This is a genomic window from Collimonas sp., from assembly GCF_035566555.1.
In the GTDB taxonomy this organism is placed as follows: Bacteria; Pseudomonadota; Gammaproteobacteria; order Burkholderiales; family Burkholderiaceae_D; genus Collimonas.
Map to the genome: position 1 here is coordinate 1 of NZ_DATMRB010000112.1, position 20702 is coordinate 20702.

Consider the following 20702-nt stretch of genomic DNA (forward strand, 5'->3'; position numbering starts at 1 on the left):
ACACACCACCCGCCCGCAAGCCTGGCAGGACTGGTTCAACCACGTCGGCGTGGCCTGCCCGGACGCCCTCTCAGGCCCGCGCTTTGAGCAACTGGCGATGGTGATCCAGGCCGCCGCCGCCGGACTCGGCGTGGCGCTGATGCCGAAATTTCTGGTGGAGACCGAAATCGCCCTCGGCCAGCTGCACGTGCCCTTCCCCTTCTCAGTGAAAAGTCCGCAAGCCTATTACCTGACCTATCCGGAAAAAAACGCCAGCAAGGCGGCTGTCATCAAGTTTCAGGAGTGGCTGCTGAGCGAGCTGGCGGAAACCTGACAGCCGAAGCATTGCTTCAAACGCCAAGTTTCAACAGTTCTTCCTTGACCTGCTGGATGAGCGGGGCCCAGCAGTGCAATTCCGTTTGCCTAAAGAGCCGCAGCGTCGGATACCAATCGCTTTGTTCGCCCGCAAGGCCCCAGCGCCATTCCGGCGCGGCAGGCAGCAATCCCCAGGCGGGCTTTCCCAGCGCTCCCGCCAGATGCAGCGGGGACGAATCGATAGAAATGACCAGATCCAGCGCTTCTACCATGGCTGAGGTATCGGCAAAATCCTGCCATTGCCCGGAATAGTCATGCACCTTGAGGCCTGAGCGTTGCGCCAACTCACCGTTGGCGGCAGTCTTTTGCAGCACAAACCATGCGATATCATCCAATTCCGCCAGCGCAGCGAATTCTTCCGGCGGGATGAATCGATCGAGCCCGCTGAAATTGTGCGGAGCGCTGCTCCAGCACAGTCCGACCTTCAGGCGGCCGGAATGCTGTTGCAATTGGCTGCGCCAGTGCGTTGCCAATTCGGCGGGCGCGTGCAGATAGCCGTCGCGATAAACAGGAATACGTCCCTCGGCTGCGCCCAGGTGCGCCGGCAACAGATAGTCGAATACCCAATAGTCAAGCTCGTGCCAGCGTTCAATCTGCCAGGACGGCACCACTTCATCAGCTCCCTCCAGTCCCTGCATCAATCGCAGCAGTTCCGGACGGCTGGCAAAAATGACATAGGCGCCCGCGGCCTTCAGGTCGCGTATAAACCTGGCCATCATCAGATTGTCGCCAATCCCGGCATAGTAGGCGACCAGGATGCGCTTGCCTTGCAGCGGCTGACCGCGCCATTTTTTGTCGAGATAAGGAGCGATTCCCGGATAAATGGCTTGCAGGTGCGCGTCGTTGGCGACGCCTTGCAGCCGACGCCAACCGGCGCTGTAATCGCCGAAGAGCAGTAGCAGGTCGGCATAGGGGCCAAGCACGTCAACCCGCGTCGGCGCGTGTTCCACGGCGCGCGTCAGCATGGCGAATGCTTCATCGAAACGGCTCAGCATGTAGAGCGCCTTACCCATCGAGAGCAAGGTTTCGACATCTGCCGGATTGCTGGCGAGCAGCCGGCGCCCGGTCGCCACTGCACCAGCGTAGTCGGACAGGTAGCGCGATTGAATGCGCAGCGCGGATCGCGGATCAGCGTTGGTCGCGGCTTGTGCCGCATGGAAGCGCATGGGTTCGGCTTGCAGCCGGAACAGGTAGATTTGCGCCAGCGCCTCGTGCGCCAGCGTATAGGCCGGGTCGCAGCGCAATGCCGCGTGAAAACTGTCGATGGCGCCTTGCGTATCCGACAACTGATTGATCTGGATGATGCCCTTTTGCATCCACAGCAAGGCGATATCGCTGTTCTGCTCCAGCCAGCGCTCGCAAAACTGCAAGGCTTCCTGCGAACGTCCGATCTGCGTGAGGCAATTGGTCAGCGCAATGACATGGTCGGGATTACGGGGATCGAGTGCAATCGCCTCTGCCCACAATGCCAACGCTGCGTCGACGCGTCCCTGCTGACGCTCTTGCTGCGCTTGCCCGCTTAGCAACGACGCCTGAGACAGCTGCTCCATGTAATTTCCTTTTTAGTTCTTCCTTGGCATCAGCCTTTGTCAATTTTACATGCTGCCTCGATCTATGCCCATCCTGCCCGCTGCATGATCAAAGGTAATGATGTCCTGATATTTTTTGATTTTAAGTTTTCCTTGTTTATTCCTTATACTCGGCGTTATTACTGACAAAGCTCGCCCATTCTCGCGGCCGGCTGATACAACGCAGAACAAGGACATCATGACGCAAATCTCATCCATCTTCGCTGAACTCGGTTTCGACTTTTCGGCCCATGCCGGCAACGACCTGCATTCGCGCTCGCCGCGCGACGGCGCTGCGATTGGCGCGCTGCGCGCCAATACCACCGAGGAAACCGAAACCGCCATCAAGCTCGCCCACCAGGCCTACGAAAAATGGCGCGTGGTGCCGGCGCCGGTGCGCGGCGAGCTGGTGCGCATCCTGGGTGAAGTGCTACGTGAAAACCGCGAGCCGTTGGGCAAGCTGGTGACGCTGGAATCCGGCAAGATCCTGTCCGAAGGCATAGGCGAAGTACAGGAAATGATCGATATCTGCGATTTCGCGGTTGGCCTGTCGCGCCAGCTGTATGGCCTGACCATCGCTTCCGAGCGTCCAGGCCACCGCATGATGGAAACCTGGCATCCGCTGGGCGTCTGCGGCGTCATCACCGCGTTCAACTTCCCGGTTGCCGTGTGGGCCTGGAACGCCGCGCTGGCGCTGGTGTGCGGCAATGCCGTGATCTGGAAACCATCCGAAAAGACCCCGGTTGTCGCACTCGCCGTACACGCTCTCTATGAAAAAGCCGTGGCGCGTTTCTCGCAACAGCGCCCTGACCTGCTGCCGGCCAATCTGTGCCAGGTCGTGCTGGGCCGCGCCGAAATCGGCGCCACCCTGTCGGCCTCGCCGCTGGTGCCGCTGGTCAGCGCCACCGGCAGCGTCCGCATGGGCCGCAAGGTTGCCACTACCGTGGCCGAGCGCCTCGGCCGCAGCCTGCTGGAACTGGGCGGCAACAACGGCATGATCGTCACCCCGACCGCCGACCTCAGCCTGGCTTTGCGTGCGATCACCTTCTCTGCCGTCGGCACCGCCGGCCAGCGCTGCACCAGCCTGCGCCGCCTGTTTGTCCACAGCAGTATTTATCAAGATGTGGTGAGCCGCATCGAACGTATCTACGCCAGCGTCAAGGTCGGCGATCCGCTGGCAGCGGACACCCTGGTCGGCCCGCTGGTCGACCAGCAATCGTTCGAAGCCATGCAAGCCGCGCTGGCGCAAGCCAAGGCTGAAGGCGGCGTAGTCACTGGCGGCGAGCGGGTGCAAGTCGGCGATAACAGCAACGCTTTCTATGTGCGCCCTGCGCTGGTGCGCATGCCACAGCAAAGCGCCATCGTGCACCACGAAACCTTCGCACCTATCCTGTATGTGCTGTCCTACGATAGCTTCGAGGATGCCGTGCGCCTCAACAACGCCGTGCCGCAAGGCCTGTCGTCCGCCATCTTCACCAATGACGTGCGCGAAGCGGAAGCCTTCATGTCGGCCAGCGGCAGCGATTGCGGCCTCGCCAACGTCAACATCGGCACCAGCGGCGCTGAAATCGGCGGCGCTTTCGGCGGCGAGAAAGAAACCGGCGGCGGCCGCGAATCGGGTTCCGATTCCTGGAAGACTTACATGCGCCGGGCCACCAACACCATCAACTACAGCCGCACCTTGCCATTGGCGCAGGGCGTCAAGTTTGATATCGACTAAGCACACGATACCATCGATTCTAGTCATCCCCGCGAACGCGGGGATCCACGTTACTGAGTGAATCCGGAAAATGGATTCCCGCGTTCGCGGGAATGACGGGGTCGCCTATATAGTCTAGATCTTCAGCAAGGTCGGTGCGCGCTGCTGCAGGATATCTTCCATCCGCACCTGGATTGCCTGCTTCATTTCCGGATGCGTCAGGATATAGAAACGTTCCGCGGCAATCGCGTCGAATACATCGCCAGCCACCTGGCTTACCGGGATGCCGTTCTCCACCGCGTGCAGTACAGCCATGCCGACCTTGGCAGCCACCGGATCGATGGTCGCCGGCGCGGTTTTATCTCCGTCGCGATTGCGTTCCGAATGACCAATGCCAGTCTTGACCCAGCCCGGGCACAGCACCGAGACCTTGATCAGCGATTTCCGCAACGCGAGATCATGATGCAAACCCTCGGATACCGTCACCACCGCATGCTTGCTGGCGTTATAGCTGGCCAGGCTCGGCTGCGTGGTAAGGCCAGCCATCGAGGCCGTGTTGACGATATGCCCTTCTTCGCCATGCTTCAGCATGGTTGGCACAAACGCGCGCAAGGCATGCGTGACGCCGTAGAAGTTGACGCCCATGACCCAGTCCCAATCCTTCTGGGTGGTTTCCCACGCTGGCTTGGCGACCGCGACGCCGGCATTGTTCACCAGCAGATGCACCTTACCGAATTTGGCGAAGGCTTGCTCCGCCAGCGCATTGATCTGTTCTTCGCGGGCGACGTCAGTCGGCACGCCGATGACTTCGATCCCTTGCGCCTTGAATTCCGCCACCGTGGCTTCCAGCTTGGTGGTGTTGATATCGGCCAGCACCAGCTTCATGCCCTCGGCCGCAGCGCGTACTGCGATGCCCTTGCCTATGCCTTCTGCGCCGCCGGTGATGACCGCGACCTTGCCTTGTAAATTCTTCATGCGTATTTTCCTGTCAGTGCTTAATTCAACAAATAACCGCCATCGACATTCATGCAAACCCCTGTGGTGTAGCTGGCCGCAGGCGACACCAGGTACAGCACGGCGCCCGCCATCTCGTCCGGCTGGGCGACGCGGTTCATCGGGATGTGCTGCAAGGCCTGCTTCAGGATCGCCGGATTGTCGATCAGGGCGGCAGCGAACTTGGTCTCGGTAAAGCCCGGCAGCAAGGCATTGACGCGTACACCGCTGGCCGCGCACTCCTTGGCGAAGGCCTTGGTCATCGAGATCACCGCCGCCTTCGTGATCGAGTAAATACCCTGGAACACGCCGGGCGTGACGCCGTTGACCGAGGCGACATTGACGATGGCGCCGCCACCGCCCTGCGCCATCAGCTTGGCGCCGTAGGAAGACATGAAGAAATAGCCGCGGATATTGACGTCGACCGTTTTCTGGAAGGCGCCCAGGTCGGTGTCGACGATAGGTCCAAAATGCGGATTGGCGGCGGCATTGTTGATCAGGATGTCGAGCCGGCCGTGCTTGCTGGTGATGGCCTGGAACAGCGCGTCGATCTGCGCCATTTCACCGATGTGGCAAGCCATGGTCTCGGCCGTGCCGCCGGCTGCCACGATCTCCGCGACCACCTTGTCGCAGGCTTCCGCCTTGCGGCTGGACACGATGACATGCGCGCCATGCTGCGCCAGCGTGCGCGCGATCGATGCGCCGATGCCGCGGCTGGCGCCGGTCACCAGGGCGATTTTTCCTTTCAGGTCAAACAGGGATGTGCTGCTCATGCTTTGCTCCTTTTAACTTGTCGCTGGTTGTCTATCGCTGGTTTTCTATCTATAACTCACTAAGCCCGGATCGCGCGCGCTTTCAAGATGCGCGTAATTATTGATGTAGCTCAAGCTGACCCTGCCGGGGCTATGCAACAGCTTGGTGACGCCGGTATTGACCAGCGCCCAGTTCAATTCGAAAATCTGCCGGTCTGGAATCGCCAGCAGTTGCTGACAGATCGCGCTGACCGGACCACCCGAGGTAAACACCCAGGCGGATTGGCCCTTGCCAGCTTGTTCCAGCAAGCGCGCCAAGGCGGCGTTGCAACGTGCCTTGAACACCGTCCACGTCTCACTATAGTCGCCGTCGTGCTGACCGCCGACCCAGCGCGCCACTGCCTTGGCAAACACTTTCTGGAAAGCGCGCGCAGGATTTTCCTGCTGCGCCAGGTAGGCTGCCAGCACGGCGGGATCGGCGAACTCAGGCATCAGCCGCAGCAATACTTGCCGATGATCGAATTCGTCAAAGCCGGGGTCCTGCAAAACCTGCGGCGCACGCTCAGTCTGTGGCGACCAGGCAGCCAGGCAGGCATCACGGCTCTGCTTGTGGCGACGGTGGCTGCCGGTGACCAGCAAGGAGGGATCCTGGCCAGTCTGCGCCAGCCATAGCCCCAGCAAGGTCGCCTGGCGCACGCCCAGCTCGGACAGCTGGTCGTAATCGGCGGCGCCGAAGCTGGCCTGGCCATGGCGCACCAGATAGATGGCGCCCATCTCAGGCTTGCTCCGGTGCTGCTGTCAGCAGCTTTGCGTGGTTCATATGGTCGATTGCGCGATCAGATTGCGGCAACGCTGGTCAAGGTAATTGACGACATGGCCGAACATGGCGAACTGCGGATTGGTGGTTTGCCCGTGATGGAAACGGTAGTAGATTTGCTGGATGATCACCGCCAGCCGGAACAAGCCGTAGATTTCATAGAAATCGAAATGGTCGGTGCGGTAACCGGTCTGCTCGCCGTAATAGGCGATCACTTCCTTGCGCGTCAGCATGCCCGGCAAGTGCGTCGGCTGGCGCCGCATCATCATGAATTGCGGTTCGTCGTCGGCTTGTACCCAGTAGGCCAGCGTATTGCCGAGGTCCATCAGCGGATCGCCCAGAGTCGCCATTTCCCAGTCCAGCACGCCGATCACTTTCAAGGGATCTTCGGCATCCAGCACTACGTTATCGAAGCGGAAATCGTTGTGGATCAGGCAGGTGGCGACATCGGCTGCCGGCATCTTCTCGGCCAGCCAGCGCATCACTACTTCACAGTCGACCACATCGTCGGTGCGCGCCTTGCGGAAGCGCTCGCTCCAGCCGGTTATCTGCCGCTGCACATAGCCTTCGCCCTTGGCCAGATGGGCCAGGCCGGCGGCCTGGTAATCGACCTTGTGCAGGGCGATCATCTTGTCGATCACGTTCAGGCACAGCTGGCGCGTATCGCTCTCGTTCAGTTCCAGGCCGGGCGGCAGCTTGTTGCGCAGGATGATGCCGCGCAAGCGTTCCATCACATAGAAGTCGCTGTCCATCACCGCGCGGTCCTGGCAGGTCGCGAACACCCGCGGCACATAGGGATAGACCGGCTTCAGCTCGGCCATGATATTGGCTTCGCGCAGCATGTCGTGGGCCGACTTGGCCTTGGCCCCGAATGGCGGCCGGCGCAGGATCAGTTCGCGCTCGCCGTAGCTCAGCAGGTAGGTCAGGTTGGAGGCGCCGCCGGGAAACTGGGTCACCGCCGGCAATCCTTGCAGGCTGCTGTCCACTCCCTGCAGAAATGCAGCAATCTTGGCGACGTCCAGCTCTTCGCCGCTGCGCACCGCGCCGGCTTGATCGATCAGGCTCATGCCGCTGCTCCCTGCGCCGCGGCGCGGGCGCCTTGCGCTTTCAGTTCCAGCTTGGCGATCAGGGCCCGGTGCACTTCGTCCGGGCCGTCCGCCAGCCGCAGGATGCGGGCATAGGCATACAGGCCGGTCAGCGGCAGGTCGTCGCAGACGCCGGCGCCGCCGTGCATCTGGATCGCCTGGTCGATCACCAGCTGCGCCACGTTCGGCACCACCACCTTGATCTGGGAAATCTCGCTCATGGCCGCCTTGGCGCCGACGGTATCCATCATCCACGCCGCTTTCAAGGTCAGCAGGCGGGCTTGCTCGATACCCATGCGGGCATTGGCGATGATGTCGGCATTGCCGCCGAGATCGGCCAACGGCTTGCCGAAAGCAGTGCGCGTCAAGGCGCGCTGACACATCATTTCCAAGGCTACTTCGGCCGCGCCGAGGGCACGCATGCAGTGATGGATACGACCTGGCCCGAGACGGCCCTGGGCGATTTCAAAGCCGCGGCCCGGACCGGCGATGATGTTCGTCAGCGGCACTCGCACATTGGTGAAGCTCACTTCGCCATGGCCATAGGGTTCATCGAGTGCGCCGAACACCGGCAGCATGCGTTCGATCTTCACCCCGGGCGTATCCAGCGGCACGATCACCATTGAATGGCGCGCATGCTTGGGACCGTCCGGGTAAGTGAGCCCCATGAAAATCACGAACTTGCAGTCGGGATGGCCGATGCCGGTGCTCCACCATTTGCGGCCGTTGAGCAGCACCTGATCGCCTTCGACGATGGCGGTGGCGCGCATGTTGGTAGCGTCGCTGGAGGCGACTTCCGGTTCGGTCATGCAGAAAGCCGAGCGGTACTCACCTGCCAGCAACGGCTTGAGCCATTGTTCTTGCTGCGCCGGTGAGCCGTACTTGACCAGCACTTCCATATTGCCGGTATCCGGCGCATTGCAGTTGAAGACTTCCGGCGCGATGTGCGAGCGGCCCATGATTTCCGCCAGCGGCGCGTAATCAGTATTGCTGAGGCCGGCGCCGAACTCCGCGTCCGGCAGGAACAGATTCCACAAGCCGGCGGCCCTGGCCTTGGCTTTCAGCGCCAGCATCACCGGCGGCACATTCCATGGCCGCGCGCCGCGCTTGAGCTGGCTGAAATATTCCGCTTCCGCCGGCAGCACATGCTCGCTCATGAAGGCATTGAGCCGCTCGATATATTGGCGGGCCTGGGGCGAATAAGCAAAATCCATGACGTTCCTCGACTGTTTGGCGATGCATGCAGTGTGCCGCAAGGTCTATAATTCATCAAATGAATGATTTACATAGATAATAATTAATCTCATGCATATAAGCCGCATCGACCTCAACCTGTTCGTGGTGCTCGACACCATCTACGCGGAAGGCAATATTACGCGCGCCGCCAAGGCCCTGAGCCTGACCCAGCCGGCGGTCAGCCACGCCCTGGCGCGCCTGCGCGAACTGCTGGGCGACCCCTTGTTCATCCGGCAAGGCAGCAGCATGTTGCCGACGCCGATGACGCGCTCCCTGATCGGTCCGGTGCGGCAAGCCTTGCAGACGCTGGAGGTCAGCGTCAAGCACGGCAACCAGTTCGATCCGGCCAGCAGCCGCCGCAGTTTCAACCTCGGCCTGACCGGCGTGCTGGAAGCGCGCCTGCTGCCGCCGCTGATGCAGCTGCTGCACGCGCAGGCGCCGCTGGTGGCGATCAATTCGGTGCGGGTGGAACGGCGCCAGCTGGCGTCCGAACTGGCGGCCGGCACGCTCGACATCGCGGTCGACGTCTTGCTGCAGCGGCCGACGGAAATCCACAGTACACCTTTATCACGCGATGCGCTGGTGGTGATCGCGCGCCAGGATCACCCGGCGCTGCAGGACGGCCTGGACCTGGAAACCTATCTGGCGCAAAGCCACATCCTGGTCTCCTCGCGACGCACCGGTCCCGGCATCGAAGATGTCGAACTGGCGCGCATGGGCCGTCAGCGCCAGATCGGCTTGCGCTGCCAGCACTACCACGCCGCCTGCCATGTGGTCAGCGCCTCGGACTTGCTGACCACCATGCCCGAACACTACGCCCAGATCGCCAACCTCAACCTGCCGAACCGGATCTATCCGCTGCCGCTGCCGACGCCGACCCTGGATGTGTATCTGTACTGGCATGAGAATGCGGAGCTTGATCCGGCCAACCGCTGGCTGCGCACGGTGCTGGGACAGTTGTTTCCTGAACAGAATCGCCTGGCTAGCGCCAAACCCCCGCGCAAGAAAAAATAGCGGCGCTTGGGTTGCAAATGCGGCCGCTCATTTTTTTGCCGGATGGGCCGCCTGCCATTTGCGGACGCAAAACTCGATGTATTCCCCTACACGGTTCTGCTCTGCCTCCGGTATCTCCAGAAACGATTCCAGGCTGATGCTGAAAGGCCATTGGCCGGAATGCTTGGCCGCTATCTTCGGATGACCGATCCCGGTAGCCAGCCAGAATATATCGACGCCGAGGAATTTCGCGGCGAGCGCCGAATTCTCCGCTGTCAGCGCCTTGGTCTTGCCGGCAATTACCTGCCCGACCGCCTGCACGCTGACGCCGATGGCGTCCGCGAGTTCCTGCCTGTCTTTTCGGGCTATCTGCAAAGCATCTGCAAGTCGCGCGCCATAATTATTCACCATCGGTAAAGAATACTTTCATTCAATTAAAGCATGGTTGCAATGTGCACTAAAGAATGCTTTAATACATATGTAAAAACTGACAATGGTTTTAGCGACATGGACCCACTTTCCACGTACTTCCCGCTCAAAAACAAGGTCGCGCTGGTGACCGGCGCAGCGCGCGGCATAGCTTTACATATTGCCTGCGCCTTGTCTGCGGCTGGTGCACATTTAGCGATTCTGGATGAAAGGGAACAGGAAGGGGGCGTTATCGCCGGGCTGCTGGGCAGCAAACTGACTGAAGTCCGGTTCTGGCAGCTGGATGTCAGCGACAACGATGCCGTCCAGCAGGTCATGGCCGCCGTCGAGGCGCACTTCGGCCGCATCGACATTCTGATCAACAGCGCCGGCGTCGACGCCAGCCAACCGTATGCCAACGGGCTGCTGCAGAAGCATTGGGAAAAAGCGATGCAGGCCAACGTCAACGGCAGCATCCTGTGCAGCAAGCATGTGGCGCCGGCGATGGAACGCGCCGGCGGCGGCTCCATCGTCAACATCCTGTCGCCCTGCGCCGTGAGGCGGGTGCAAGCGGCGGCAGCCGATCATGCCGCGAAAGCGACACTGCGCATGAGCAGCATGAACGCCATGCGTTACGCCACCCAAAACATCCGCGTCAACGCCATCCACCCAGGCGTAGTCCGCCCCCCTGCCCTGGCAGCAGCCATGCGCAAACGCGACGACCTCACCCAAGCCCTGGCCGACCGCGCCGAACTGCACATGCAAACCAGCCGCGGCTCCGCCACCGACGTCGCCGCCGCCGTCCTCTACCTGGCATCAGACGCCAGCCGTTTTGTTACGGGTGGGGAGCTGGTGATTGATGCTGGGCCTTGCCATAGTTAGCGGCGGGGTGTTGCCGCTGCCGTTGTTTTTGACGTTGCCGTTGTTTTTGACGTTGCCGTTGCTTTTGACGCTGCCGTTGCTTTTGACTTGCCCCGCATGAAGACGTTGCCAAATCCGGCGCGTGTCAGCCGGGAATTGTGAGGGGCATGTTTGAGCCGAAGGCGAGTTTTGCCCTCACCCGGCTGGCGCGCGCCGGATTTGGGAACCCTCCCGAAGGGAGGGCAACGGCTTTGCGGTCGCCTTTTCTTTGCTTACTTTCTTTTGGCGAAGCAAAAGAAAGTAAGCGGCTGCCGGGCCGCTCCCGGCTTGTATCCACGGAGTAAGAAACGTTTTAGAAAACCTCAGACCGTTCTTGGCATGCCACCGTACGTACTCCGTAGAACGTCAAATGGGGTCAGAGTAATTTTCGCAAAAACCGCGAAAAAAAACTCTGACCCCATTTGACTGCGACAGCGGTGAATTTAGCTGCTGCAGCGGTGAGTTTGACTGCTGCAGCGGTGAGTTTGGCTGCGGCTGCGTAGTTTAGAAGTAGCTCAGGCCGAGGGCGGCTTTGACTTCGTCGGCGGTCTTTGCCGCTACTTCACGCGCCTTGGCCGTGCCTTCTTTCAGGATCTGCATAACGTGCCCCTTGTCCTTGGCCAGCTCCTCCCGCCGCGCCCGGATCGGCGCCAGCAGGTCCTGCAGGCAAGTCTCCAGCCGCGCCTTGACCAGGCTATCGCCCAAGCCGCCACGCACATAATGCGCCTTCATCTCCGCCAGGCCAGCTTTATCCAGGTCAAACGCATCCAGATACAAGAAAGCCACATTGCCCTCCAGATGTCCGGGATCCTGCACCCGCAAATGCAAAGGATCGGTATACACCTGCTTGACCGCCGCCCGGATTTCATCCGCGCTGGCGCCCAGGTTGATCGTATTGCCCAGCGACTTGCTCATCTTCGCCTTGCCATCGATCCCCGGCAAACGCCCGATCTCAGGCACCAGCGCCTTAGCCTCCACCAGCACATCCCGCCCGGCAGTACGATTGAAACGCCGCACGATCTCATTGGTCTGCTCGATCATCGGAATCTGGTCCTCGCCCACCGGCACCAGCGCCGCCTTGAAGGCCGTGATGTCAGCCGCCTGGCTGGCCGGATAAGTCAGGAAGCCAGCCGGAATATCGCGCTCGAAACCACGCAGGCGAATTTCTTCCTTCACTGTCGGATTGCGCTCCAGGCGCGCCACCGTCACCAGGTTCAGATAGTAAAAAGTCAATTCCGCCAGCTCGGGAATCTGCGACTGGATCAGGATGGTCGACTTGGCCGGATCGATGCCCACCGCCAGGTAATCCAGCGCCACCTCCACCACATTGCGGTGCACCTTGTTGGTGTCGTCCATGTTGTCGGTCAGCGCCTGGGCGTCGGCCAGCATGATGAACTGCTGGTAGCTGTGCTGATATTCGATACGATTACGCAAGCTGCCGACGAAATGGCCAAGATGCAGCGGACCGGTAGGACGATCGCCGGTCAGGATCACGGCAGATTCGGTGGACTTGGGAGACTCGTTCGTTGGCAAACTCATTAACATTCCTTTTTTAGCGATATCCTGAAAACCCTCTATTGTGCCATCAGCGGCGCGCAAGAATAAGAAAAGCCGCCGGCGATCTCTCGCCGGCGGCTTTTTTGTTTCCAACCGATGCAATCGGCGGTACAGCGCGGCGCTAAGCCAACCCTGCCCGCCAAAACCACTATCAGCTGGTTTTCTCTTCCTGCTCGATCCCTGCCAGGATCCAGCCGCCCTGGCCGGCGGTCGGCTTGGACAGGTTCCAGATCTCGGCAAACGGCGCCGCGGCAGTGTTTTCGTCTTCCTTGATCATGCCGGTGAAGCGCACGCTCGCCAGGTAGTCGCCGTCGACAGTGTCGATGCCCAGCAGCTCGGCATCCAGCGACACCACGTCGGTATGGTTTTCCGAAGCGCCGCGCTCCTGCAATTGCATGCGTAGTTCGGCAAACATTTCTGGCGTGGTGAATTCACGGATATCGTTGCTGTCGGCCTTGTCCCAGGCCGCTTGCAGGCGCAGGAAGTAAGTCTTCGCGTGACGCAGGAAGCCTGCGGTGTCGAAATCGGCAGGCACGCCCCAGGCGGCAACGCCTGCAACACCAGCGCCGGCAGCCGCGACCGGCGCTGCATCAAATGCGGCACGTTGCATAGGCTGGTCGATACGCGAAGCGATTTCCGGCGTGAAGCTGGACGGCGCTGCGCTGGCGAAAGCCGGCTGCATGCCGGCGTTAGCCGAGTTGCCGCCGGCCATTTTGCGGCGCACCAGCTTGTAGATGAACATGGCGGCAAACGCGAACAAGGCGATCATGATGATGTTGCTGATCATGCCGGCCATGGCGCCGAGGCCCATGCTGGACAACAATGCGCCCAGGCCGAGGCCGAGCAAGGCACCGCCCAGCATGCCTTTCCACATGCTCGGCTTGGCTGCTGCAGCGGCTCCAGCTGCGGCTGGCGCTGCCGCCGCGGCAGCAGGCTTGGCCGCCTGGCTTGGCGCCGGCGCGGCCTGGCGGTTCATGCTTTGCGATTTCTTGCCGAAGGAACCGCCGCCGCCCATGCGCTTGGCTTCCACGGTTGCGATACCGGCTGAGAACGTCATTGCTACGACGATCAGCGCGACGAATAATTTCTTCATACTTTCTCCTGAGATTTGACGCCATGCAAGACATGGCTATAGGTACTATTGGTAGTGCTGACAATGTTGATTCGATGTCCCCGCATGCACGGCCGGTCAGACAGGCCAAGGAAATGCACAACGCAATCCGGCAAGCTGAGTAGCGGTAAACAATGCAAACAATGGCTACGAGGAGGGCCGGATAAAGATCCGGCAGATGGCTAGGCGCCCGCCGCCGGGACAGATATCCAGGCGACGTCAGGGCGCTTATGCTCTAGGAGGAGGTCCGGCCGGCGGCAGGAACGGCGGCTGCCGCGCCTTGTCGTTGCTCAGCGCGGGGCTGGCTGCGATAGCCGTGGCGGCAAATACAAAAGGGAAAGCAGGGACGGTGTCATCGCCGAGATCGACGTGCATCTCGATTTCGTCGGTAAGGCTGTCTTGATCATCCTGCGCGTCACGGCTGTCGGCGACGTTGCATTGCGCTGCCGCCTCGTCCAGCTGAACCGTATATGCCAGCGTCGCCATCGCGTCTGCCTTGGATTCGGCGATGCCTGCAAAGACTTGCATAGGCAGCAGAAACACCAGCAGAAGAATCAATAAGCGTTGCATCAAGGCAGTAAATCACGTCAAGGTGAAATCAAGGAAAAATGATTATACCAAAAGCAGCTATTTCACAGTCTGTCTTGCTGACGGGAATGAAACGCCATAGACTACAAATAGCAGTTTCCATCCATCCTGAAGGGGAATACCCAGATCATGCGCATTTTGCTTGCCGAAGACGACAGTGTACTGGCCGATGGATTGACGCGTTCGCTGCGGCAGTCGGGCTATGCCACGGACTGCGTCATGAACGGGATGGAAGCGGATTCGGCTTTGTCGACCCAGGATTTCGACCTGCTGATCCTCGACCTCGGCTTGCCGAAAATGAGCGGACTGGAAGTGCTGCGCCGCTTGCGCGCAAGAAACTCGCACCTGCCGGTGCTGATCCTGACCGCCGCCGATTCGCTCGAACAGCGCGTCAAGGGACTGGATCTGGGCGCCGACGACTACATGGCCAAGCCGTTCGAGCTGTCCGAACTGGAGGCGCGCGTGCGCGCCCTGACCCGCCGCGGCGCCGGCGGCGGCCCCACCGTCATCAAGCACGGGCCGCTGAGCTACGACCAGGTCGGGCGGATCGCCTATATCAATGAACAGATGCTGGACCTGTCGGCGCGCGAACTGGGCTTGCTGGAAGTATTGCTGCAACGCACCGGCCGCCTGGTTTCCAAGGAACAGCTGGTCGATCATCTGTGCGAGTGGGGCGAAGAAGTCAGCAACAACGCCATCGAAGTGTATGTACACCGGCTGCGCAAGAAAATCGAAATCGGCGGCGTGCGGATCGCCACGGTGCGCGGCCTCGGCTATTGCCTGGAAAAAATCAGCGAGCCGCATCCCATTCCTGCCACGGTTCTCCCGCCGCTCGACTCTTCCAGCCGCCGCTGAAGCCGCGCCATGGCCCTGTCTCCGGATACGCTGCCGACCACGCATCCGCCCGCGGCGCCGCTGGCGCAACCGCCTGAAGAACGCGTCCAGCGCTCGCTGTTCGGCGAAATCCTCGACTGGATGCTGGTGCCGCTGCTGCTGCTGTGGCCGATCAGCATCGCGATTACCTATGTGGTGGCGAAAACCATCGCCAACCAGCCGTTCGACCAGGCCCTGGACGACAGCGTCACGGTGCTGTCACAGCAGGTGATCGAAGTCGACGGCAAGGTGGCGACGCGGCTCAACGGACCGGCGCGCGATTTCCTGCGCGCCGACGATATCGACAATGTCTATTACCTGATCACCGATACCCGCGGCAACATCGTCGAAGGCGACCGCGACCTGATCATTCCGCCGGCCATCGTCCAGGAAGACACCGCTCATCCAGGCACGGTGCAGCATCGCGACGCCATCCTGCACGGCGCCGACGTGCGGATCGCCTACGCCTACGTCGACCTGCGCAGCATCGCCGAAGCCAACGCCGCCGCGCCGCCGCGCACGGCGCTGGTACAGGTTGCAGAAACGCTGGAAAAAAGGGCGCGGCTCGCCAACGCCATCATCAAGGGCGTGATCCTGCCGCAATTCCTGATCCTGCCGATCGTGCTGGCACTGATCTGGTTTGCGCTGTCGCGCGGACTGTCGCCCCTCTCCGAACTGCAGCAGCGCATCCGCGCCCGGCGCCCGGACGACCTGAGCCCCATCGATTCGGGCCAGGTGCCGGAAGAAATTTCACCGCTGGTGCGCTCCCTGAACGACATGCTGGAGCGGCTCTCGCTCTCGATGCAGACCCAGAAGCGCTTCATCGCCGACGCCGCGCATCAGATGAAGACGCCGCTGGCCGGCATGCGCATGCAATCGGAACTGGCGTTGCGCCAGACCCGCCAGGAAGATATCCACCGCTCGCTGGAACAGCTGGCCAAGAGTTCCGAGTCGGCCACCCGGCTGGTGAACCAGCTGCTGTCGCTGGCCAGGGCAGAAAACCAGTCGCAGGAAAATGCCCCCTTCGTGCAGCGCGATCTGTCCGAGTTTGCGCGCGGCGTAGTGCAAGACTGGGTCGAGGCTTCTTTCGCGCAACGCATAGACCTCGGTTTCGAACAAGCCGAACAGCCGCTGGCGGTGATGTGCAATCCGCTCATGCTGCGCGAGCTGATCGGCAACCTGATCGACAATGCGTTGCACTACACACCGGTCGAGGGACGCGTCACGGTGCGCGTGCGCGCCGACGGCGAACATGGGCAAGCGCAGTTCGCCCTGCTGGAAGTGGAGGATACGGGACCGGGTATCCCGCCGGCCGAACGCGACCACATCTTCCAGCGCTTCTACCGCATCCTCGACAGCAGCCGCAGCCGCAGCGGCAGCGGACTGGGGCTGGCGATCGTGCGCGAAATCGCCCAGCAGCACGACGCGCAAATCACGATTTCCTACAATCCGCGCAGCAGCGATCCGGAAATGCCGGGCAGCCTGTTCCGCGTCAGCCTGCATTTACTGAAAACAAACAGAGCGGACTTTCATTAACTGCCCAACCGAGACACGAACTTTCCATGCCTATTCCTCGTCCCCCCAGCCATTGGCGCAGCACCCGGCGCCTGACCCTGGCGCTGCTGCTGGTCTGGTTCGCCCTGACCTTCGCCGTCATCTTCTTTGCCCGCGAACTGTCCGGCATCACCTGGTTCGGCTGGCCGCTCTCGTTCTACATGGCGGCGCAAGGCCTGGCCTTGGGTTACCTTTTGATCGTTGCACTGTATACCTGGCAGATGCGCAAGATCGACCGCCGCCATCAGGCCGGCAGCGTGGACAGCGGCACGCAATGAGCGACAAATCCTTTTTCTGGCGGCTGGTGCGCTACTACGGCTGGTATACCGCCGGCTTCATCGCCTTGCTGGTGGTACTGGCAATCCTGGAGCAGGAGGGCTTGCCGCGCACCTGGATCGGCTACCTGTTCATGTTTGCCACCGTGGTGCTGTACGCCGGCATCGGCATCATGAGCCGCACCTCCGACGTCTCCGAATATTATGTCGCGGGACGGCGCGTGCCGGGACTGTTCAACGGCATGGCCACCGCCGCCGACTGGATCTCCGCCGCCACCTTCATCAGCCTGGCCGGCGGCCTCTACCTGCAGGGCTTCGACGGCCTTGCCTATATCATCGGCTGGACCGGCGGCTACTGCCTGGTGGCGCTGTTGATCGCTCCGTATCTGCGCAAGTTCGGGCAATACACCATTCCGGATTTCCTGGCCGCGCGCTACCGCGGCCACAGCAGCGGCAATCCAGTGCGTATCCTGGCCGTCATCGCCACCGTGCTGATTTCCTTCATTTACGTGGTGGCGCAGATCTATGGCGTCGGCCTGATCACCTCGCGCTTCACCGGCGTCGATTTCTCGGTCGGCATCTTTCTCGGGCTGGCCAGCATCCTGGTTTGTTCTTTCCTGGGCGGCATGCGGGCCATCACCTGGACCCAGGTAGCGCAGTACATCATCATCCTGTTTGCCTACCTGATTCCGGTGGTGTTGCTGTCAACGCAGCACACGCACAGCCCGCTGGCGCAGGTTTCTTACGGTACGGTGCTGACCCAGATCTCCGACATCGAAAAAAAATTCGACACCGATCCCAAGGAAATGCAGGTACGCGCGATGTTCAAGGCCAAGGCCGACGCCTACGATGTACGCCTGCGCAACCTGCCGACATCCTGGGACCAGGGTCGCATAGAAACACAGCAGTACCTGGAAAAACTCAAGCGCAACAACGGTTCCCTGATCGAGATCCGCGCTGCCAGCCGGGCCCTCAGCAACTATCCGAAAACCCCCGAGGAAGCTGAACGTACCTGGCAACAGGAGAAAGCTGGCTACCTGGCGCGTGCCGAACCGCCGATTCCGCAAGCGACGCCTTTCGCCGCCGCCAGCCCGGAAGCCTCGGACATCAAGCGCAACAATTTCCTGGCGCTGGTATTTTGCCTGATGCTCGGCACCGCCGCCCTGCCGCATATCCTGATGCGCTACTACACCACGCCATCGGTGCAGGAAACCCGCAAATCGGTATTCTGGACCTTGTTTTTCATCTTGCTGATCTACCTGACGGTACCGGCGCTGGCAGTGCTGGTGAAATACTATATCTATACCTCGCTGGTCGGTTCCGATTATGCGCACCTGCCGGAATGGGTCTCCTACTGGGCCAATATCGACAAGGCGCATCCGCTGGTCAGCATCACCGACATCAACCACGACGGCATCGTGCAGCTCTCGGAAATCGTGCTGGACGGCGACATCATCGTGCTGGCGACGCCGGAAATCGCCAAGCTGCCCTACTACATCTCCGGCCTGGTCGCCGCCGGCGGCCTGGCGGCCGCGCTCTCCACGGCAGACGGCTTGCTGCTGACGATTTCCAACGCCCTCTCGCACGACGTCTACTACAAAATGATCGACCCGCAAGCCTCCACCGCCAAGCGCGTAACGGTATCGAAGCTGTTGCTGCTGGTGGTGGCGCTGCTGGCTGCGTACACGGCGTCCTTGAAACCCGGCGACATCCTGTCGATGGTAGGCGCCGCATTTTCGCTGGCGGCCTCTGCCCTGTTCCCGGTGCTGGCGCTGGGCGTCTTCTGGAAACGCGGCAACCAGGAAGGCGCCATGGCCGCCATGGTGGTCGGTTTCGTCACCTGCGTGTACTACATGCTGCACACCTACCCTTCGCTAGGCGGCTCCGCCAGCGGGCAGTGGTTCCACATCGCCCCCATGGCAGCCGGCGTATTCGGCGTACCAGCCGGCCTGCTGGCCCTGATCGTCGTCAGCCTCCTGACACCTCCACCAGACCCGCGCGCGATGAAGCTGGTGGATCAAATCCGTGCGCCTTAGCGCTGTTGTCGTTGATTTTACGGTAGCCTTCTTTGCACGGAGTAGCGAACGTTTTAGCAACGTTCAGGCCGTTCTTAGAATGCCACCGCACGTACTCCGTAGAACGTCAATTGGGGTCAGAGTAATTTTCGCAAAGAACGCGAAAAAACTCTGACCCCAATTGACTGCTGCCGTGGCTGTTTTTAGATCGTTTAAGGCTTGCTGCCAAAGGGCTCTGACAGAATGCCTACGAGGCTGTTCACGCCATTGATGTAATTTCCCAGCCGCATATTCTCATTGGCGCTGTGCTGATTATTGTCAGCATTGACCAGCGGCACAATCACAAACGGAACTTTCAGCGCTTCGACCAGAGCGCCGGTCGGAACGGTGCCGCCCATCATTCTGATCTGTACCGGTTCCCTACCGTAAGTCTTGGTCAAAGAACGGCGCAGCCAATGACCAATTGGCGCATTCAGATCGGTACGGACAGCGCTGCTGGAAGCCGATGCCGGTTCGAACTCAAGCGAAGCAAGTTTAGGATAGCGGGCGCGATCTGCATCGCTTGGCTCGCCACTGACCAGGTGAAACCCCTGTTTCTCTACAAATCCCTTGAGTAAAGCCACCAAGGCTGCCGGCTCGGTTTCAGGAACGGTACGCAGATCCAGTTCGGCAATGGCCACCGCCGGCACGACCGTGCGGGCCTTCTCGCCAACATCCCCAGATTGCATGCCACGCACATTGAGCGACGGATATTGCATCGCTTCCTGATAGTTTTGTCCGACCTTATCCGCCACCGCAATCCCGAGGCGCTGGCGCAGCGCCGCTTCGTCATCTGGCACTGCGCGCATGACGCGCAAGGAATCAGCGTCCAGCTTGATGCCATCGTAATAACCGGGAACCGTAACCCGGCCCTCATCGTCTTTCATCGATGCCAGCAAGCGTGCCAGCAATTGCGCAGGATTGGCGGCATAGTTACCGTAATGTCCGCTATGACTGTCTTGCTTCGGACCATAAACCTTCAAAGTACCGACAACGATGCCGCGATTGCCGAATACCAGGGTCGGCTGATTGCTGGGATGCATCGGCCCATCCAGCACCACCAGCATATCGGACTTCAACAAATCCTGATTGCGCTTGACGACGCCACCCAATGACGGCGACCCTTTTTCTTCTTCCGCGTCGAGAATGACCTTGAGGTTGATCGCCGGCGTCTTGCCGCCGGCTTTCAGTGCATCGATCGCAGCCAGCAACATCATGATCGGCGCTTTATCATCCGCAGAAGCTCTGGCGAACAAACGCCATTCAGGATCGACATCCTTGGCGAACAATTTATCCAGCGGCATGGCTTCCCACTGGCCTGCTGCATTGCGCTGCTTTAATACCGGCAACCACGGACTTTTCTGTTGCCACTCAGAGGGATTGACCGGCTGTCCATCCATGTGTCCATAAAACAGTACTGTAGGGAGAGCAGGATCGCTCTTTGGAAATTCTGCAAACAGCAAGGGCTTGCCGTTATTGGCCAGTTGCCTGGCATGAAAACCGCGCCGCTGAAAAGCCTGTTCGAACCAGGCGGCATTGCGCTGGATATCGGCGGCTACCGCAGAGTCGTTGGGAATTGCCAGCACCTCGGCCCATTCCTTGAAGCTTGCCTGGGCAGCGTTCTGCACTTGTGGAGTGATCGGCGGAGCGGCTGCATGAAGCGACGGCGTCGAAAGTATGGTCATGGCGCAGATGGCCAACTGACAGTGCTGGAAGAATGTTTTCATATGCTTTTTATTTTAGAGGGATGATAAAAAGTAGAAATTGCTGCCCGGATCAAAGTAACGACGAAGGTTAAGTTAATGTCGCTGCATGTACTCCGTGGCCCGTCAAATTGGGGTCAGAGTAATTTTCGCAAAGAGCCGCGAAAAAAACTCTGACCCCA

19 protein-coding genes are annotated in these 20702 nt (G+C 60.5%); 8 read left to right on the forward strand and 11 right to left on the reverse strand.

The annotated features are described in order from the left end of the window. A partial coding sequence (locus VNZ65_RS14510; protein ID WP_325670171.1) for a LysR substrate-binding domain-containing protein occupies positions 1–313 on the forward strand: 313 nt, incomplete at its 5' end. A 16-nt stretch (positions 314–329) separates the two neighbouring features. On the opposite strand, the gene VNZ65_RS14515 is transcribed toward VNZ65_RS14510, so the two are convergent. Beyond that, a complete protein-coding gene (locus VNZ65_RS14515) occupies positions 330–1904 on the reverse strand; it encodes a tetratricopeptide repeat protein (RefSeq protein ID WP_325670173.1) in 1575 nt (524 codons plus the stop codon). Positions 1905–2121: 217 nt separating this feature from the next. Between VNZ65_RS14515 and VNZ65_RS14520 the strand changes: the two genes are divergently transcribed. Continuing rightward, a complete protein-coding gene (locus tag VNZ65_RS14520; protein ID WP_325670175.1) occupies positions 2122–3642 on the forward strand; it encodes an aldehyde dehydrogenase family protein in 1521 nt (506 codons plus the stop codon). 114 nt (positions 3643–3756) lie between these two features. Here VNZ65_RS14520 and VNZ65_RS14525 read toward each other — a convergent pair whose 3' ends face one another. Genes VNZ65_RS14525 through VNZ65_RS14545 form a run of 5 tightly spaced genes read right to left on the reverse strand, consistent with a single transcriptional unit; the run spans position 3757 to position 8482 of the window. Continuing rightward, positions 3757–4596 (reverse strand): SDR family NAD(P)-dependent oxidoreductase, encoded by an 840-nt coding sequence (locus tag VNZ65_RS14525; RefSeq protein ID WP_325670177.1) that lies wholly within the window; start codon positions 4594–4596, stop codon positions 3757–3759. A gap of 20 nt (positions 4597–4616) precedes the next feature. Beyond that, positions 4617–5387, reverse strand: coding sequence for an SDR family oxidoreductase (locus tag VNZ65_RS14530; RefSeq protein WP_325670179.1), 771 nt, complete (start codon positions 5385–5387; stop codon positions 4617–4619). Positions 5388–5432: 45 nt separating this feature from the next. Further along, entirely contained in the window at positions 5433–6140 is a 708-nt protein-coding gene (locus VNZ65_RS14535; RefSeq protein WP_325670181.1) for a histidine phosphatase family protein, read from the reverse strand. A gap of 42 nt (positions 6141–6182) precedes the next feature. Beyond that, on the reverse strand, positions 6183–7250 hold the full coding sequence (locus VNZ65_RS14540) for a phosphotransferase family protein (RefSeq protein WP_325670183.1): 1068 nt from the start codon (positions 7248–7250) through the stop codon (positions 6183–6185). Next, the gene (locus tag VNZ65_RS14545) at positions 7247–8482 is read right to left on the reverse strand and encodes an acyl-CoA dehydrogenase family protein (protein WP_325670185.1); all 1236 of its coding nucleotides are present in this window, start codon (positions 8480–8482) and stop codon (positions 7247–7249) included. Before VNZ65_RS14545 ends, VNZ65_RS14540 begins: the two co-directional genes overlap by 4 nt. Positions 8483–8573: 91 nt before the next feature. Between VNZ65_RS14545 and VNZ65_RS14550 the strand changes: the two genes are divergently transcribed. Next, the gene (locus VNZ65_RS14550; protein WP_325670187.1) at positions 8574–9518 is read left to right on the forward strand and encodes a LysR family transcriptional regulator; all 945 of its coding nucleotides are present in this window, start codon (positions 8574–8576) and stop codon (positions 9516–9518) included. Positions 9519–9545: 27 nt separating this feature from the next. Here VNZ65_RS14550 and VNZ65_RS14555 read toward each other — a convergent pair whose 3' ends face one another. Then, a complete protein-coding gene (locus VNZ65_RS14555) occupies positions 9546–9872 on the reverse strand; it encodes a helix-turn-helix transcriptional regulator (protein WP_325670189.1) in 327 nt (108 codons plus the stop codon). A gap of 132 nt (positions 9873–10004) precedes the next feature. Here VNZ65_RS14555 and VNZ65_RS14560 point away from each other — a divergent pair, with 132 nt between their 5' ends. After that, positions 10005–10787, forward strand: coding sequence for an SDR family NAD(P)-dependent oxidoreductase (locus VNZ65_RS14560; RefSeq protein ID WP_325670190.1), 783 nt, complete (start codon positions 10005–10007; stop codon positions 10785–10787). Positions 10788–11309: 522 nt separating this feature from the next. On the opposite strand, the gene trpS is transcribed toward VNZ65_RS14560, so the two are convergent. The 3 genes from trpS to VNZ65_RS14575 all read right to left on the reverse strand — a co-directional run bounded on the left by trpS (position 11310) and on the right by VNZ65_RS14575 (position 14031). Then, positions 11310–12344, reverse strand: coding sequence for a tryptophan--tRNA ligase (gene trpS, locus VNZ65_RS14565; RefSeq protein ID WP_325670192.1), 1035 nt, complete (start codon positions 12342–12344; stop codon positions 11310–11312). Positions 12345–12513: 169 nt separating this feature from the next. Then, positions 12514–13455 (reverse strand): Tim44-like domain-containing protein, encoded by a 942-nt coding sequence (locus tag VNZ65_RS14570; protein ID WP_325670194.1) that lies wholly within the window; start codon positions 13453–13455, stop codon positions 12514–12516. A gap of 246 nt (positions 13456–13701) precedes the next feature. After that, on the reverse strand, positions 13702–14031 hold the full coding sequence (locus tag VNZ65_RS14575; RefSeq protein ID WP_325670196.1) for a hypothetical protein: 330 nt from the start codon (positions 14029–14031) through the stop codon (positions 13702–13704). Between the two features lie 159 nt (positions 14032–14190). On the opposite strand from VNZ65_RS14575, the gene VNZ65_RS14580 reads away from it, so the two are divergent. The 4 genes from VNZ65_RS14580 to VNZ65_RS14595 are packed head-to-tail and all read left to right on the forward strand — an operon-like array spanning position 14191 to position 18799. After that, a complete protein-coding gene (locus tag VNZ65_RS14580; protein WP_325670197.1) occupies positions 14191–14916 on the forward strand; it encodes a response regulator transcription factor in 726 nt (241 codons plus the stop codon). A 9-nt stretch (positions 14917–14925) separates the two neighbouring features. Next, complete coding sequence (locus tag VNZ65_RS14585; RefSeq protein ID WP_325670199.1) at positions 14926–16470, forward strand: sensor histidine kinase; 1545 nt, start codon at positions 14926–14928, stop codon at positions 16468–16470. A gap of 26 nt (positions 16471–16496) precedes the next feature. Beyond that, complete coding sequence (locus VNZ65_RS14590; protein ID WP_325670201.1) at positions 16497–16766, forward strand: sodium/substrate symporter small subunit; 270 nt, start codon at positions 16497–16499, stop codon at positions 16764–16766. After that, positions 16763–18799, forward strand: coding sequence for a sodium:solute symporter family protein (locus VNZ65_RS14595; protein WP_325670203.1), 2037 nt, complete (start codon positions 16763–16765; stop codon positions 18797–18799). Before VNZ65_RS14590 ends, VNZ65_RS14595 begins: the two co-directional genes overlap by 4 nt. Positions 18800–18990: 191 nt before the next feature. Here VNZ65_RS14595 and VNZ65_RS14600 read toward each other — a convergent pair whose 3' ends face one another. Beyond that, entirely contained in the window at positions 18991–20544 is a 1554-nt protein-coding gene (locus VNZ65_RS14600; protein WP_325670205.1) for a M20/M25/M40 family metallo-hydrolase, read from the reverse strand. Between the last annotated feature and the right edge of the window lie 158 nt (positions 20545–20702).